A 13901-nucleotide genomic window follows, 5' to 3' on the forward strand; every position below is an offset into this window, starting at 1 on the left:
AGCCACATATATTTACGTGCATCCAACAGGGCTGTTGCCTGCGTCAAGAAATTTAGTTTTTCGTTATTCTCAAAGAGCGACAGCCAAAACTCCTAAGATTAGCTGGATAGATAATAAAAAAATACTGGTAGATGCGACATATGTGGAGTCCATTTCAAAGCAAGAGAAGAAATTCGACTCCGTATTAATCACGTACAAAATTAGCGCAGGATTTGAATAAACCCCACCGAGGCATTTCGGCAGCCAGCCCAGTAGGCTTCCGACTGACACGGCTCTGTTGCACAAATCAATTCGAGGACGGCATAACCCCTACCCCAGACGGATTTATGCCACGGCAGCTACCGGCACGGTTTGAGGGCGGCCGATCTGGCTGAAGCGATTGAGCAAGGCCACGCGCGCATGCAACTCCACAACCTGGCGCTCGAACGTGCGCGCAGTCACCCGTTCGCCCAACCGCTTGAAGCAGTGCATCTTCGTCTCCACAAGGCTGCGCCGGTGATAGCCGCTCCACTTCTTCCAGATGCTGAGCCCCAAGCGCTTGCACGCCCGAATGGCCTCGTTGCGCTGCGCCGAGCCTGGACTGGACTTCTTCCAGTGGCTGGCGTTCTTGCGCGGCGGGATCACCGCCGTCGCCTGGCGTTGGGCGATGGCGTCCAGGCAGCCTCGCGTGTCGTAGGCTCCATCAGCGCAGACGCTTTCAATGGGCTCGTCGAGCGGAATTTGGGCCAGCAGCTCGGGCAGCATCGGTGCATCTCCGATGGCGTTGGTGCTCACCTCGATGGCGCGTATTTCCAGCGTCTGCGCGTCGATGCCCAGATGGACCTTGCGCCCTTCACGCCGGTACTCGACTCCATGCTACTTGCGTTTCCACTCGCCTTCGCCCAGGAACTTGATGCCTGTGCTGTCCACCAGCAACTGCAACGGCGACTAGCTCGGTTTGTAGCTCAGCTCGACCTGCAAGGTCTTCTGGCGTCGGCAGACCGTGCTGAAGTCCGGTACCGGCCAGACCAGCTTGGCCAACTGCAGCAGGCTATGCACCATGCCCGGCGCTTGGCGCAAGGGCTGGCCGAACAGGCACTTGATGCTCAAGCAGAACTGGATGGCGGCGTCCGAGAAGGTTGGGCTGCGTCCGCGCTTGCCGCTCGGCGTGCCAAGCCACTGCATGCACTGATCTAACCACATCGTTAACGATCTTCGCGCCTTCAGCGCCGCGTTGGAGGCTTTCCAGTTCGTCGTGCGGTACTTGCTCCGCTGCCTGTTCTTCGTATCTGTCACGCCGTCAGTCTACGGGCGTCGGCGAGGCGATTTGTGCAACAAAGCCGATCCAGCCCAAACACGGCAGCGGCTGTGAAAACGCCGCCCCCTGGCCCAACGTAGCCCGCATCAGCCACGCCGTGCGTAATACCCCAGCAGCGCCTGGGTGCCCGGGATGCCAGCCTTCTGCGCCCATTCACGGCCAAAGCGTTCGCCGAGTTGGTCCAGGGTGCGGCGCAGCTCGGCGGTGGGCATCAGAACACGGATTTTTTGCTCGGTCAGCAGCTTCTTGGCGCCTTCATCGGCATCGCGGGCCATTTGCCAGCCTTGCAGTTCGGCCTGGTGCGCCGCCTGCAGCAGCTCTTTTTGCTGGCTGGGGCTGAAGCCCTGCCAAACCTTCTCACTGACGCAAACCATGTTCTTAGGGATCCAGGCGCGCAGGTCGACAAAGTACTTCATCGCCTTCCAGGCCTGGCTGTCCACCCCAGTGGTGCTCGAGGTCATCATGGCGTCGACCTGGCCGGCCTCCAGGGCCTTGGACAAGTCCTGGGCCGCGATGGTGGTGGGCACGGCGCCCGACAGCTCGGCCAGGCGCTTGGTGGTGTCGTTGTAGACCCGAAAGCGCAGGCCCTTGAGGTCGCTCAGCAAGGTCACCGGCGTGCGGCTGTACAGGCCCTGGCCAGGCCAGGGCACGGCGTAGAGCAGGCGCACGCCCCGGCTCAGCAAGTCGTCGCTGATGACCTGGCGCGAGCTTTCCCACATGTGGGATGCGTCTTCGAAACCGCGCACGATGAAGGGCAGCGAATCCATGGCCAGCAAGGGGTACTTGCTGCCGTAGGACGACATCAAGACCTCGCCAAAAGCCAGCTCACCGCTGGCCAGAGCGGGCAGCACCTCGGCCATGGGCTTGAGCTGGGCGTTGACCGACAGCTCGATGGGCCGCGCCAGCAGCTCGCTGGCACGGCGCGCAAACTGACGCAGGTTCTGGGTGTGGAACACCGCGTCACCGTACGCGCCCGAGAAGCGCAAAGCGGGCGCCTGAGCCCAAACAGGCCCTGCCGCGCTCAGCGCCAGCGCCCCCCAACCCAAAGAAGCGAGCGCCTGTCGGCGCGCAAGGCAATCAGACACGGGAAAACCCTTGGTTGTTGAAGCTGGCAAATGATAAGGACAGCCAGCCCGGCGCCCCCAAAGCACACACGCGATCAAGGTCAAAAAGATGACATTCGCACCCAAGTGTCAGCGCCGGGCCACACCCAGCAGCTGTTCCAGCCGCTCGGGCCGGGCGCGCAAGGTGTCGGCGCGCTCGCTGTGCACCACCCGCCCCTGGTCCAGCACGACGGCGGTGTCGGCAATGGCCAAGATGGCCTGCGGGTGTTGCTCAACCAGGATCGCACTCAGCCCCTCCTCGCGCGTCAGGCGGCGAATGGCGCGCAGCAACTCCTCCACGATGATGGGCGCCAGGCCCTCCAGCGGCTCGTCCAGCAGCAGCAAGCGCGGGTTTAGCACCAGGGCGCGCGCCATGGCCAGCATCTGCTGCTCGCCGCCCGACAACTGCGTGCCCAGGTTGCCCCGGCGCTCGGCCAGGCGCGGGAACAGCTGGTAAGCGCGCTCGGGCGTCCACGGGCCAGGCCGGGCCACCGCCGTGAGGTTTTCGTGCACGCTCAGTGACTTGAAGATGTTGCGCTCCTGCGGCACCCAGCCCAGGCCCAGCGCAGCCCGCTGGTGGGACGGCAGCCGGTCCAGCGCCTGGCCATCCAATTCAATGCGCCCGCCGTGCTGGCGCGTCGCCCCAACCAGCGTGTTGATCAAGGTGGTCTTGCCAGTGCCATTGCGGCCCAGCAAGGCCAGGGTCTGGCCAGCCTGCAGGGTCAGCGAGACCTCGTGCAACACCACCGCCTCGCCATAGCCCGCACTCAAGTGATCCAGTCGCAGCAGATCAGTCATGGCCTTCTCCGTGGCCCAGGTAGACCGCCTTGACCCGGGGGTCGCTGGCGATGGTGGCGGGGTCGCCGTCGGTGAGCACCGCCCCGTTGACCAGCACGGTCATGCGCTGGGCGAAGCGGAACACCAGGTCCATGTCGTGCTCGATCAGCAGCACGGTGACCTCGGCGGGCAGGTCGGCCACGGTTTGCAGCAGCTCGTCGCGCTCCCCGGCGGGCACGCCGGCCACGGGCTCGTCGAGCAGCAACACCCGCGGCTCGCAGGCCAGGGCGATGGCCATCTCCAGCAGGCGCCGCTTGCCATAGGCCAGCACGCGCGTGGGCTGCTCGGCCACGTCCAGCAGGTGGAACTGCGCCAGCAAGGCCTCGACCCGGGACAGCACCGCGCGGTCGCGGCCCAGCACCTGCCACCAGCGACCGCCTTGGCCGCGCTGCTGCGACACCACCAGGCTCAGGGTCTGCAGCGGGCTCATGCTGTCAAACAACTGGTTGATCTGGAAGGTGCGCACCAGGCCGCGCTGCACGCGCCGGTGCGGCGCCAGCTGGGTGATATCCTGGCCGTCCAGCCAGACGCTGCCCTCGGAGGGCGTCAACACCCCGGTGAGCAGGTTGATCAAGGTGGTCTTGCCCGCGCCGTTGGGGCCGATCAGCGCGTGGCGCTCGCCCTGGCGCAAGGCCAGCGAGACCTGCTGGGTGGCCAGCAAACCGCCAAAGCGCATCACCAGCGAGCGGGTTTCCAGCACCACGGGGGCCTGATCCCGGGTCGCCTCGGCGATGGCCTGGTCGTAGGCTGCCGTCATGGGCGCTCCTGCGCACCGGCGCGGCGAAACCAGGTCCAGGGGCGCAGCAAGCGCTCGCGCCCCACCAGCACCAGAAGCACCAGCAGCAAGCCGATCCAGAACATCCAATACTGCGGCGTGATGCTGGACAGGCTGTCTTGCAGCAGCTTGAAGACGATGGCCCCCACGATGCCGCCGTACAACCAGCCCACGCCGCCAATGACCAACATCAGCAGCACATCGGCCGAGCGCTCAAAGGCCAGCACGTCCAGCGACACAAAACCCGTGGTCTGAGCCAACAAAGCGCCCGCCGCACCAGCCACCCCGGCGGACAACGCATAGACCTGGACCACGCGCGCCCGCACCGGGATGCCGATGGCCATGGCGCGCAGGCGGTTGTCGCGGATCGCCATCAGCGTGGCCCCCCAGGGCGAATGCACCAGGCGGCGCAGCAGGACAAAAAACAGCAAGGCCACCCCCAGCGAGTACCAGGCGGCGACCTGGCCGGTCAAGTCAAACTCAAAGCGCCCCAGCAGCGGCCCCATGAGCACCCCCTGCAAACCGTCTGCTCCGCCGGTGAGCCAGTCCAGGCGGTTGGCCAGTTCCAGCAGGATCAGGGCCGTGCCCAGGGTCACCATCAGCCGGGTCAGGTCGCTGCCGCGCAACACGGTGAAGCTGCACAGCGCGCCCAGGGCCGTGCAGAGCACTGTGGCCACCAACAGGCCCACGACCGGGTCGGGCCAGGCCAGTTTGGCGACCAGCCCGGCGGCGTAGGCGCCAAAGCCGAAGAAGGCGGCATGGCCCAGCGAGACGATGCCGGTGTAGCCCAGCACCAGGTCCAGCGAGAGCGCGAACAGCGCCACGATGGCGATCTCATTGACCATCAGCGCGTGCGACGGCAGCAGCGCGGGCGACGCCAGGGCCAGGGCCCAGGCGGCGAACTCCCAGGCGCGTGGGCGGGCGCGCCGCAGCAAAGCGGTCTGCCAGACAGGCGGGCCAGGGGCGGTGGTCGAGCTGGGGCGAGGCAGGCTCATCCCCGGCCTCCGCGTCGCGTGAACAGGCCTTGCGGGCGCCACAGCAAAATCAGAATCATGAGCGTGTAGACGATGAACGCCCCCAGCTTGGGAATGAAGTATTTACCCGCCACATCGGCCACGCCCAACAGCAGCGCGGCCAGCAGCGGCCCGGTGATGGACGAGGTGCCCCCCACCGAGACCACGATCAAGAAGTAAATCATGTACTTGAGTGGGAAGGTGGGGTCCAAGCCCAGCACCTCGGCCCCCAGCGCTCCGCCCAAACCGGCCAGGCCCGAGCCCACTGAGAAAGTCAGCAAGAACACCGCGTTGACGTTGATGCCCAGGCCGGCGGCCACGCGCGGGTCGTCCACCGCGGCGCGCAACCGGCTGCCAAAGCGGGTGCGGGTCAGCACCGCCTGCAGCACCAGGGTCAACAGCCCACACACCGTGATGATGAACAGGCGGTAGTGACCCATCCCCAGTTGCCAGGCCCCCTCGCCCCACTCGCTGCGCCCGCGCAGCCAGGCCGGCAGCTGGATGTTTTGCTGACTGGAGCCCACAAAGTAGTCCACCCCGGCCACGGCCATGAAGACCAGGCCAATCGAGAACAGCACCTGGTCCAGGTGCGGCTTGTTGTACAGCGGGCGGTACAGCGTGCGCTCCAGCACAGCACCCAGCAGGGCCGCGCCGACAAAGGCCAGCGGCAGGCAGGCCAGGAACGGCAGGCCCAGGCGCTGCATGGCCAGCACGGTGATGTAGCCCCCGGCCATGGCAAACGCACCATGGGCCAGGTTGATGAAGTTCATCAGCCCCAGCGTCACGGCCAAACCCACGGCCAGCACAAACAGCAGCATGCCGTAGGCCAGACCATCAAACAGAATCGTCAACACGGTGTGCCAAGTGCCTCATGCAGAGAACCAAAAGACGCGCGGGGCCTGGCCCCTGAAGGTCAGCGCCGGCCGCGTCGGACGCGCCCTGGCAGCCAGGCCCGGGGCGGGACTCAGCGCTGCTTGCCCGGGTCCTTGACGTCCTTGAGCACGTCAAACTCCACGTTGTAGAGCTGCCCCTTCTTGCGCTCGACCTTGCGCAGGTAGACGTTTTGCACGATGTCACGGGTCTGGGCATCGATGAAGACCGGGCCGCGTGGGCTCTCGAAAATCTGGCCTTTCATGGCGGCCAGCAAGGCCGTGCCATCGCCCTTGCCCTGGGTGGCGCGCAGCGCTTCATAAATCACGCGCATGCCGTCGTAGCCCCCCACCGCCATGAAGTTGGGGCGCATGCTGGGGTTGGCTTTTTGGAAGGCCTCAACAAACTTTTGGTTGGCCGGCGAGTTGTGGTCGGCCGAATAGTGGTGCGAAGTGACCACGCCCAGGGCGCCATCACCCATGTCGTTGAGCTGGTCGTCATCGGTCACGTCGCCGGTGGCGATGAGGCGGATGCCCGCCTTGTCCAGACCTCGCTCGAGAAACTGCTTCATGACCGCTGCGCCTGCGCCCGAGGGCACGAAGACGAACAAGGCGTCGGGCTTCTCGTCACGCACTTTTTGCAGGAAGGGTGCAAAGTCGGGGTTGCGCAAGGGCACGCGCAAGGCGTCCACCACCTGGCCACCGTTGAAGCTGAAGCGCTCTTTGAAGAACTTCTCGGCGTCAATGCCCGGGCCGTAGTCGCTGACCAGGGTGACCACTTTCTTGATGCCGTTCTTGGGCGCCCAGTCGGCCATGGACACCGTGACCTGCGGCAGCGTGAAGCTGGAGCGCACGATGAAGGGCGAGGCCTGGGTGATGCTGGAGGTGGCCGCGGCCATCACCACCTGCGGGGTCTTGGACTGGGTGGCGATGGGCGCTGTGGCCAGGGCCAGCGGGGTCAACCCAAAGCCGGCGAGGACGCCCACCTTGTCATTGACCACCAGCTCTTGGGCCAGGCGCTTGGTGACATCGGGCAGGCCGGTGTCGTCCTTGACGATGAGCTCGATCTTGCGGCCGGCCACGGTGTCGCCGTTTTGCGCCATGTAGAGCCGCGCGGCGGCCTCGATCTGGCGCCCGGTGGAAGCGGACTGCCCGGTCATGGGCAAGATCAGGCCGATCTTGAACTTGTTGTCCTGGGCCTGGGCGGGGAGGATGGCCGACATCGCGGCCGAGCAGGCCACCAGATGGAGGAAATGGCGTTTCTTCAAGGGTGTGTCTCCTGTGCGCTGTACTGGCCCACACACCGTCCGCGCAGGCCGCCTTGATGCGCAGTCACCCGAGTCGTTGGCGGCAGGAGGCCGAGGCTTGTTGTGCCGCCAATGTAGCGAGAATCCCCCCAAAACCCCGTCGCTTTTGACTCAGATCAGGGTAAGTCCCTGAGGCGCAAGGGCAACAGCGCCCAAGGCCGCCCTCAAGCCCCACTCTGCCGCTTGGCCGCGCGTTCGGCGACAAAGCGAAAGCCGAAGGCCAGGGCCTCGTCCATGGCTTTTTCGATGCCGTGGCGCTCTTTTTCGGTCAGGTAAAACATCAGGTCCACGTCGTGGCGCACGTAGCGCGCGGGCAGGCGGTTCAGGGCCACGCAGGCCACATCGGCCAGCATGTCGTGGGTGAATTCGGGGTGGGCGTCGGCCCGGTGGCTGACTTCTTCAAACACCAGCCGTTCGTAAAAATTGTGGATTTGCTCGAAGTCGCTGATGGCCATGGGGTTTGCTCCTGAAGGGGGTGGCGGACCTCAGGCCCGCTTTGACACTTCTTGAAACCTTAACAGCCCGCCGGGCCGCGAGCAAGCGCCGGGCGGGCGGGCCGTGACGGGCTGGATCCGCCTGCTCAGGCCGCCGAGACCAGGGTCTGGTCGCGGAAGAAGCTCGCCAGGTTGGCCAGCACGCGGTCGGCCATGGCCTGGCGGGTTTCGTGGGTGGCGCTGGCCACATGGGGCAGCAGCACCACGTTGTCCAGCGCGCGCAGGGCCGCGGGGACATGGGGCTCATCCTCGAACACGTCCAGGCCCGCACCGGCAATGCTGCGGTGAGACAAGGCCTGGATCAGGGCGGCTTCATCGATGACGCTGCCACGGGCCACGTTGACGATGAAGCCCTGCGGGCCCAGGGCGCTCAAGACCTCGGCATTGACCAGGTGCTGGGTGCTCGGGCCGCCCGCAGCGGCGATGACCAAAAAGTCGCTCCAACGCGCCAACGCCAGCAGGGAAGGCTCAAAACCGTAGGCCACGCCCTCGACGGGTCGGCGGTTGGTGTAGCGCACGGTCATGTCAAAGCCCGAGGCGCGGCGCGCGATCGTGCTGCCGATGCGGCCCAAGCCAAAAATGCCCAGCTTCTTGCCGCTGACGCGGGTGCTCATGGGGAACTTGCTGCTTTCCCAATCGCCCCGGCGCACAAAGCGGTCGGCCGCGCTCAAGCCACGCGCGGCGTCGATCAGCAGGCCAAACGCCAGGTCGGCCACGCAGTCGGTCAGCACCTCGGGGGTGTAGCCCACGGCCACGCCCTGGGCCTTGGCGGCGGCCACGTCGATTTTGTCCAGGCCCACGCCAAAGCTGGAGATCACGCGCAGCCGGGGCAAGGCCTGCACCACGGCGTGCTCAACGCCGATGGCAGCCGACGTGACCAGGGCCTCGAACTCGGCGCCGTGGGCAGCCAAAAAGGCTTGGGGATCGGCCTCGTCAGCCAGGCGGTGCACCTGGTACTGCGCAGCCAGGGCCGCCTCCAAGGCGGGCATCTGGCGCCCAATTTGCAGCAGGCGAATGGGGGAAGAAGACATGGGTCAGAACCTTCAGGAATGAATCGATCGAACAGCCGTCATCCGATGGCGGGCGAGCGCGCGCGCTCAATCCACCTGGATGTTTTTCTCGGCAATGATTTGAGCGTAGCGCTTGCGGTCGCTGGCGATCAGCTTGGCAAACGCGTCGGGGGTGTTGCCCACGGGCAGCGCGCCCAGCTCGGCCAGGCGGGCCTTGACCTCGTCCTGGGCCAGCACCTGGCGCACATCGGCCGCGATCTTCTCCACCAGGTCCTTGGGCGTGCCGGCGGGGGCCAGCAGGCCAATCCAGGAGATGGAGTTGAAGTCAGGAATGGCGCTCTCCGCGAGCGTGGGCACGTTGGGCAAGGCCGGCACCCGGGTCTTGCCGGTGACGGCCAGGGCGCGCACCTTGCCCGACTTGAGGTGGCCGCTGGACTCCAGCACGGTGGCAAAACTCAGCTGCACATGGCCCGCCAGCAGGTCGCCCACGGCGGGGCCGCCACCGCGGTAAGGCACATGCAGCACCGAGGTACCAGTGCCGCTTTTGAACATCTCGGCGGCCAGGTGCATGGAGCTGCCCGCGCCCGAGGTGCTGTAGCTCATGCCGTCGGGCTTGGCCTTGGCCAGGGCGACAAACTCGTCCACCGTTTTCGCGGGGACATTGGCGTTGACCATCATCACCAGGGGCAGTTCGGCCACCAGCGTGATGGGCGCAAAAGCCGTGTCCGCGGCATAGGGCAGGTTTTTGTAGAGCGAGGGGTTGATGGCCTGGGTGCCGATGTTGCCGAACAGCAAGGTGTAGCCGTCGGCCTTGGCCTTGGCCACGAAGTCAGCGCCAATGGCACCGGCGGCACCGGCCTTGTTCTCGACGATCACCGACTTGCCCCATTTCTGGCCCAGCCGCTGGGCGATGAGGCGGGCCCCGGTGTCAGTGCCGCCACCAGGCGGAAAAGGCACGACCAGGGTGACGGGGCGTTCAGGGTAGCTGGCAGCGCCTTGGGCGCTGGCCAGGCCAGGCAGCAGGCACAGCGCAGCGGCAGCCGCACAGGCCAGGCGGCGCGCTGGGGTCCAGGCTGTGAAGGGGTGGCGGATGGGGGTCATGGATTCGTCTCCTGTGGTGGTCATCGCATGGGCCGCGCAGCCGGGGGGGCTGCGTGGCGCCCTCCCCTGGCCGCGCTGCTGGGGTGTCAGGCCAGGGTGTAGGCCGTCTTCACCGTGGTGTAGAACTCTTGCGCGTAGCGGCCTTGCTCGCGCGGGCCGTAGCTGGAGCCCTTGCGGCCACCAAACGGGACGTGGTAGTCGACCCCGGCGGTGGGCAGGTTGACCATCACCATGCCGGCCTGGGCGTGGCGCTTGAAGTGGGTGGCGTGCTTCAGGCTGGTGGTGGCGATGCCGGCCGACAGGCCGAACTCGGTGTCGTTGGCCACGGCCAGCGCTTCTTCGTAGTTCTTCACCCGGATCACGCTGGCCACGGGGCCGAACACTTCTTCGCGGTTGATGCGCTGCTCGGGCGTGGTGTCGGTGATCAAGGCCGGGGCCATGAAGAAGCCGTCATGGCCGCTGCCGGTGTGGCAGGCCACGCGTTGGCCGCCAGCGGCCACGGTGGCGCCTTGCGACTTGGCGATCTCGACATAGCTCAGGTCTTGCTCCAGCTGGGCTTGCGACACGACCGGGCCGATGTCGGTGCCGGCAGTCAGCGCGTCGCCAATCTTCAGGCCGGCCAGGCGGGCCGTGACGCCCGCGATGAACTGCTCGTAAATGCCTTCGGTGACGATCAGGCGGCTGCTGGCGGTGCAGCGCTGGCCGGTCGAGAAGAAGGCGGACTGCACGCTCAGCTCCACGGCCTGCTTGAGGTCGGCGTCGTCCAGGATGACTTGCGGGTTCTTGCCGCCCATTTCGAGCTGCACCTTCTTGCCGCTTTGCACGCAGGTCTCGGCAATGCGGCGGCCCACGCCCACCGAGCCGGTGAAGCTGATGGCATGGATGCCCGGGTGCTTGACCAGGGCGTCACCGATCACGCTGCCCCGACCCATGACCAGGTTGAACACACCAGCGGGGATGCCGCTGCGGCTGATGATCTCCGCCAGCGCCCAGGCGCTGCCCGGCACCAGGTCGGCGGGCTTGAGCACCACGCAGTTGCCAAAGGCCAGGGCCGGCGCGATCTTCCAGGCCGGGATGGCGATGGGGAAGTTCCAGGGGGTGATCAGGCCGACCACGCCCACGGGTTCGCGGGTGATCTCCACCCCAATGCCGGGGCGCACCGAGGGCAGGGTCTCGCCGCTCAAACGCAGGCATTCACCGGCGAAGAACTTGAAGATCTGGCCGGCACGGGTGGCCTCGCCAATGCCTTCCGCGCGGGTCTTGCCTTCTTCGCGCGACAGCAAGGTGCCCAGCTCTTCCCGGCGCGCCAAGATTTCGGTGCCGATCTTGTCCAGCGCGTCCGAGCGCGCTTGCACGCTGCCCGTGGACCAGGCCGGGAAGGCGGCGGTGGCGGCGGCCACGGCCAGGTCGACCTGGGCGGCGTCGCCCTGGGTGTACTCGCCGATCACGTCGGCCAGATTGGACGGGTTCAGGTTGGGGGCCAGGGTGTGGCCAGCCACCCATTCGCCATGGATAAGGTTCAGGTGTTGGGTCATGTCAGTGCTTTCAGGTCAGAAATGGAAGAAGCCGGCACAGGCCGGCTTGGGAGAAAAAGCGAACTCAATCGGCGGTGATCTTGCGCTCGTCGATCACCTTCTTCCAGCGCGCAAACTCGCGCGCCTGGAAGGCCGTGAACTGCTCGGGCGTGTTGGCCACGATGTCAAAGCCGATGTCGGTCAGGCGGGTCTTGACCTGGGGGTCGGCCAGCGCGAACACCAGGGCCTCGTGCAGGCGCTTCTTGACATCGGCCGGCAAGCCTTTGGGCGCGGCCACGCCTTGCCAGGAATAGACCTCCGCGTCCTTGACGCCAGACTCGGACAGGGTCGGGGTCTGCGGCAGCAAGGCCACGCGCTTGTCACCGGCCACGGCCAGCACGCGCAGCTTGTCGGCCTTGATGTGTGAGATCACATTGTTGATGTTCTGGAAGGACGCATCCACATTGCCCCCCAGCAAATCGGTGATGGCCGGGCCGCCGCCCTTGTAAGGCACATGCAGGCCGCTGGTGCCGGTTTGCTGCCAGAACAGCACGGCGCTCAAGTGGTCCGAGGAGCCATTGCCCGAGGAGGCAAAGGTCACGCGCTCCGGCGTCTTGCGTTGGGCGGCGATCAGGTCGGCCACCGTCTTGAAGGGCGAGTTGGCCGGCACCACCAGCACATTGGGCGACTGGGCCGCCACGGTGAGGTAGTCGAAGTCGCGGGTCGCGTCGTAGGACACGCCCTTGATCAGGTGCGGCACGATCACATACGGGCCCAAGGACGCCACCAGCAAGGTGTAGCCATCGGCCGGCGCCCGCTTCACAAAGGTCGCGCCAATGCTGCCGGTGGCACCGGCCTTGTTGTCGACGATGACGCTTTGGCCCAGCTTCTCGCCCATCTTGGTGGCCAACAAACGGGCCACCATGTCGGTCGAGCCGCCTGGGGGGAAGGGCACCACCATCGTGATGGTCTTGTCTGGGAAAGCGGCCCAGGCGGGCACGCTCAGGCAGGCCAGGGCGGCGCCCATCCAGGCGCGGCGGCCCAGCTTGGAAAGAAATGGCATGGCAGTGTTGTCTCGGTTCGAAGGAAAAGGCGCTGGCGCGCAAACGCCAGCGCTCGCGGGGTCAGCTGGGCACGCGCACGGCCTGGCGGGCCAGCAGCTTCCAGGCCCCACCCTGCTTTTGCCAAACCAGCAAAATCTTCAGGTCCACCTGGCCGGGCTTGCCCGCATCCAAGGTGCCGCCGGTGAGGCGATGCCGCACCACGGCCACATCGCCCGACAAGCGCACGGTCTGCTCGCTCAGCTCGATGTGGGTGAAATCGGAGCGCGCCGCCAGCAGGTCGGCAACAAAGCTCTCGCGGGTGTCCAGGCGGCCTGCCGAATGGCCATAGCTCAGCGAATCACTGAGCAAGGCCTCCAGGCGGTTGCGCTCGGGGTCGACCATCAGCACACGCAGTTGCTCGACGGCCTGGGCCACGGCTTGTTCGTCGGGGCTGATCTGGGTCCAGCCAGCGACGGGGGCCAGCAGCGCGGCCCCCCACAGGCCGAGGACGGCCACACGTTGACGGATGTTCATGAGAATCGTCTCCTGTCAGTGAAGGGGGGCCGGACCTGGGCCTCAGAGGGCTTGCGAGCCCAGCTTGCGGATCAGCACATCCAAGGCTTCCATTTCGTTGGCCTTGAGGTCGGTCAGGGGCGTGCGCACCGGGCCGGCGTCGTGGCCAACCAGCTTGGCGCCGGCCTTGACGATGCTGACGGCGTAGCCTTGGCCCCGGTTGCGCAGCTCCAGGTAAGGCAGGAAGAAGTCCTTCAGCAGACGGTGCTGGGTGGCGTGGTCGTCGGTGCGCACGGCTTCATAGAAGTCCATCGCCGTCTTGGGGATGAAGTTGAAGACAGCAGAGGAGTACACCGGTGTGCCCAGCGCCTTGTAGGCGGCGGCATAGACCTCAGCGGTCGGCAGGCCACCCAGGTAGGCAAATCGGTCACCCATGGTTTGGTAGATGGACATCATCAGTTCGATGTCGCCAATGCCGTCCTTGAAGCCCACCAGGTTGGGGCAACGGTCGGCCAGGATTTGCAGCGAGGCCGGGGTCAGCTTGGCTTGGCCACGGTTGTAGACGATGACGCCGAACTTCACGCTCTTGCACACCGCTTCGACGTGGGCGATCAGGCCTTCCTGGCCCGCTTCGGTCAGGTAGTGCGGCAGCAGCAGCACGCCGTGCGCGCCAGCCTTTTCAGCGGCTTGGGCGCACTGGATGGCAAAGCGGGTCGGGCCACCAGCGCCGGCGATGATGGGGACCACGCCACGGCAGGTGTCGACGGCGGTCTGGATGATGCCGGGGTACTCGTCCGCGGTCAGCGAGAAGAACTCACCCGTGCCGCCCGCCGCGAACAGGGCGCTGGCGCCGTAGGGGGCCAGCCACTCCAGGCGTTCGATGTATCCCTTTTGGTTGAAGTTGCCTTCCGCGTCGAAGTCGGTCAGCGGGAAAGACAGCAGGCCGGAGCCCATGATGGTCTTGAGTTCTTGAGGCGTCATGTGAGTGCTCTTCAGTGGGTTGAGATGAAAAAGAAAATGAAAGC

Annotated in this window: 13 protein-coding genes and 1 pseudogene; all 14 read right to left on the bottom strand. The window is 66.0% G+C overall.

The window, feature by feature from the left end; genetic code table 11:
- Nucleotides 1–324: 324 nt before the first annotated feature.
- The 14 genes and pseudogenes from PSQ39_RS12440 to kdgD all read right to left on the bottom strand — a co-directional run bounded on the left by PSQ39_RS12440 (nt 325) and on the right by kdgD (nt 13857).
- Nucleotides 325–1275 (bottom strand): annotated as a pseudogene (locus PSQ39_RS12440) (IS5 family transposase).
- 108 nt (nt 1276–1383) lie between these two features.
- Nucleotides 1384–2382, bottom strand: a complete 999-nt coding sequence (locus tag PSQ39_RS12445; RefSeq protein ID WP_273927130.1) for a TRAP transporter substrate-binding protein — start codon at nt 2380–2382, stop codon at nt 1384–1386.
- Between the two features lie 108 nt (nt 2383–2490).
- Entirely contained in the window at nt 2491–3198 is a 708-nt protein-coding gene (locus PSQ39_RS12450; protein ID WP_273927131.1) for an ABC transporter ATP-binding protein, read from the bottom strand.
- Entirely contained in the window at nt 3191–3994 is an 804-nt protein-coding gene (locus tag PSQ39_RS12455; RefSeq protein ID WP_273927132.1) for an ABC transporter ATP-binding protein, read from the bottom strand. The genes PSQ39_RS12450 and PSQ39_RS12455 overlap by 8 nt, the downstream gene beginning before the upstream one ends.
- Nucleotides 3991–5007 (bottom strand): branched-chain amino acid ABC transporter permease, encoded by a 1017-nt coding sequence (locus PSQ39_RS12460; RefSeq protein WP_273927133.1) that lies wholly within the window; start codon nt 5005–5007, stop codon nt 3991–3993. The genes PSQ39_RS12455 and PSQ39_RS12460 overlap by 4 nt, the downstream gene beginning before the upstream one ends.
- A complete protein-coding gene (locus PSQ39_RS12465) occupies nt 5004–5879 on the bottom strand; it encodes a branched-chain amino acid ABC transporter permease (protein WP_273927134.1) in 876 nt (291 codons plus the stop codon). Before PSQ39_RS12465 ends, PSQ39_RS12460 begins: the two co-directional genes overlap by 4 nt.
- A 110-nt stretch (nt 5880–5989) precedes the next feature.
- Nucleotides 5990–7162: an ABC transporter substrate-binding protein gene (locus PSQ39_RS12470; RefSeq protein ID WP_273927135.1), complete on the bottom strand. Its 1173-nt coding sequence runs from the start codon at nt 7160–7162 to the stop codon at nt 5990–5992.
- A 203-nt stretch (nt 7163–7365) separates the two neighbouring features.
- Nucleotides 7366–7656, bottom strand: a complete 291-nt coding sequence (locus PSQ39_RS12475) for a late competence development ComFB family protein (protein ID WP_273927136.1) — start codon at nt 7654–7656, stop codon at nt 7366–7368.
- Nucleotides 7657–7781: 125 nt separating this feature from the next.
- Nucleotides 7782–8726, bottom strand: coding sequence for a 2-hydroxyacid dehydrogenase (locus tag PSQ39_RS12480; protein ID WP_273927137.1), 945 nt, complete (start codon nt 8724–8726; stop codon nt 7782–7784).
- Nucleotides 8727–8792: 66 nt separating this feature from the next.
- Nucleotides 8793–9806 carry a Bug family tripartite tricarboxylate transporter substrate binding protein gene (locus PSQ39_RS12485; RefSeq protein WP_273927138.1) on the bottom strand — a complete coding sequence of 338 codons (1014 nt, stop codon included), beginning with the start codon at nt 9804–9806 and terminating at the stop codon, nt 8793–8795.
- A gap of 86 nt (nt 9807–9892) precedes the next feature.
- Nucleotides 9893–11341 (bottom strand): aldehyde dehydrogenase family protein, encoded by a 1449-nt coding sequence (locus PSQ39_RS12490; protein ID WP_273927139.1) that lies wholly within the window; start codon nt 11339–11341, stop codon nt 9893–9895.
- 64 nt (nt 11342–11405) lie between these two features.
- Nucleotides 11406–12383, bottom strand: coding sequence for a Bug family tripartite tricarboxylate transporter substrate binding protein (locus PSQ39_RS12495; RefSeq protein WP_409242028.1), 978 nt, complete (start codon nt 12381–12383; stop codon nt 11406–11408).
- A 61-nt stretch (nt 12384–12444) separates the two neighbouring features.
- Nucleotides 12445–12897 carry a nuclear transport factor 2 family protein gene (locus PSQ39_RS12500; protein WP_273927140.1) on the bottom strand — a complete coding sequence of 151 codons (453 nt, stop codon included), beginning with the start codon at nt 12895–12897 and terminating at the stop codon, nt 12445–12447.
- Nucleotides 12898–12939: 42 nt separating this feature from the next.
- Nucleotides 12940–13857 carry a 5-dehydro-4-deoxyglucarate dehydratase gene (kdgD, locus tag PSQ39_RS12505; protein WP_273927141.1) on the bottom strand — a complete coding sequence of 306 codons (918 nt, stop codon included), beginning with the start codon at nt 13855–13857 and terminating at the stop codon, nt 12940–12942.
- Nucleotides 13858–13901: the final 44 nt, after the last annotated feature.

It is taken from the genome of Curvibacter microcysteis, assembly GCF_028649455.1.
GTDB classification, from domain to species: Bacteria; Pseudomonadota; Gammaproteobacteria; order Burkholderiales; family Burkholderiaceae_C; genus Curvibacter; species Curvibacter microcysteis.

What these genes read in the sequence shown, in the direction of transcription:
- PSQ39_RS12455 (WP_273927132.1), bottom strand. Translation starts at nt 3,994, where the DNA reads ATGACGGCAGCCTACGACCAGGCCATCGCCGAGGCGACCCGGGATCAG.
- PSQ39_RS12500 (WP_273927140.1), bottom strand. Translation starts at nt 12,897, where the DNA reads ATGAACATCCGTCAACGTGTGGCCGTCCTCGGCCTGTGGGGGGCCGCG.
- PSQ39_RS12480 (WP_273927137.1), bottom strand. Translation starts at nt 8,726, where the DNA reads ATGTCTTCTTCCCCCATTCGCCTGCTGCAAATTGGGCGCCAGATGCCC.
- PSQ39_RS12485 (WP_273927138.1), bottom strand. Translation starts at nt 9,806, where the DNA reads ATGACCCCCATCCGCCACCCCTTCACAGCCTGGACCCCAGCGCGCCGC.
- PSQ39_RS12450 (WP_273927131.1), bottom strand. Translation starts at nt 3,198, where the DNA reads ATGACTGATCTGCTGCGACTGGATCACTTGAGTGCGGGCTATGGCGAG.
- PSQ39_RS12490 (WP_273927139.1), bottom strand. Translation starts at nt 11,341, where the DNA reads ATGACCCAACACCTGAACCTTATCCATGGCGAATGGGTGGCTGGCCAC.
- PSQ39_RS12495 (WP_409242028.1), bottom strand. Translation starts at nt 12,383, where the DNA reads ATGCCATTTCTTTCCAAGCTGGGCCGCCGCGCCTGGATGGGCGCCGCC.
- PSQ39_RS12460 (WP_273927133.1), bottom strand. Translation starts at nt 5,007, where the DNA reads ATGAGCCTGCCTCGCCCCAGCTCGACCACCGCCCCTGGCCCGCCTGTC.
- kdgD (WP_273927141.1), bottom strand. Translation starts at nt 13,857, where the DNA reads ATGACGCCTCAAGAACTCAAGACCATCATGGGCTCCGGCCTGCTGTCT.
- PSQ39_RS12475 (WP_273927136.1), bottom strand. Translation starts at nt 7,656, where the DNA reads ATGGCCATCAGCGACTTCGAGCAAATCCACAATTTTTACGAACGGCTG.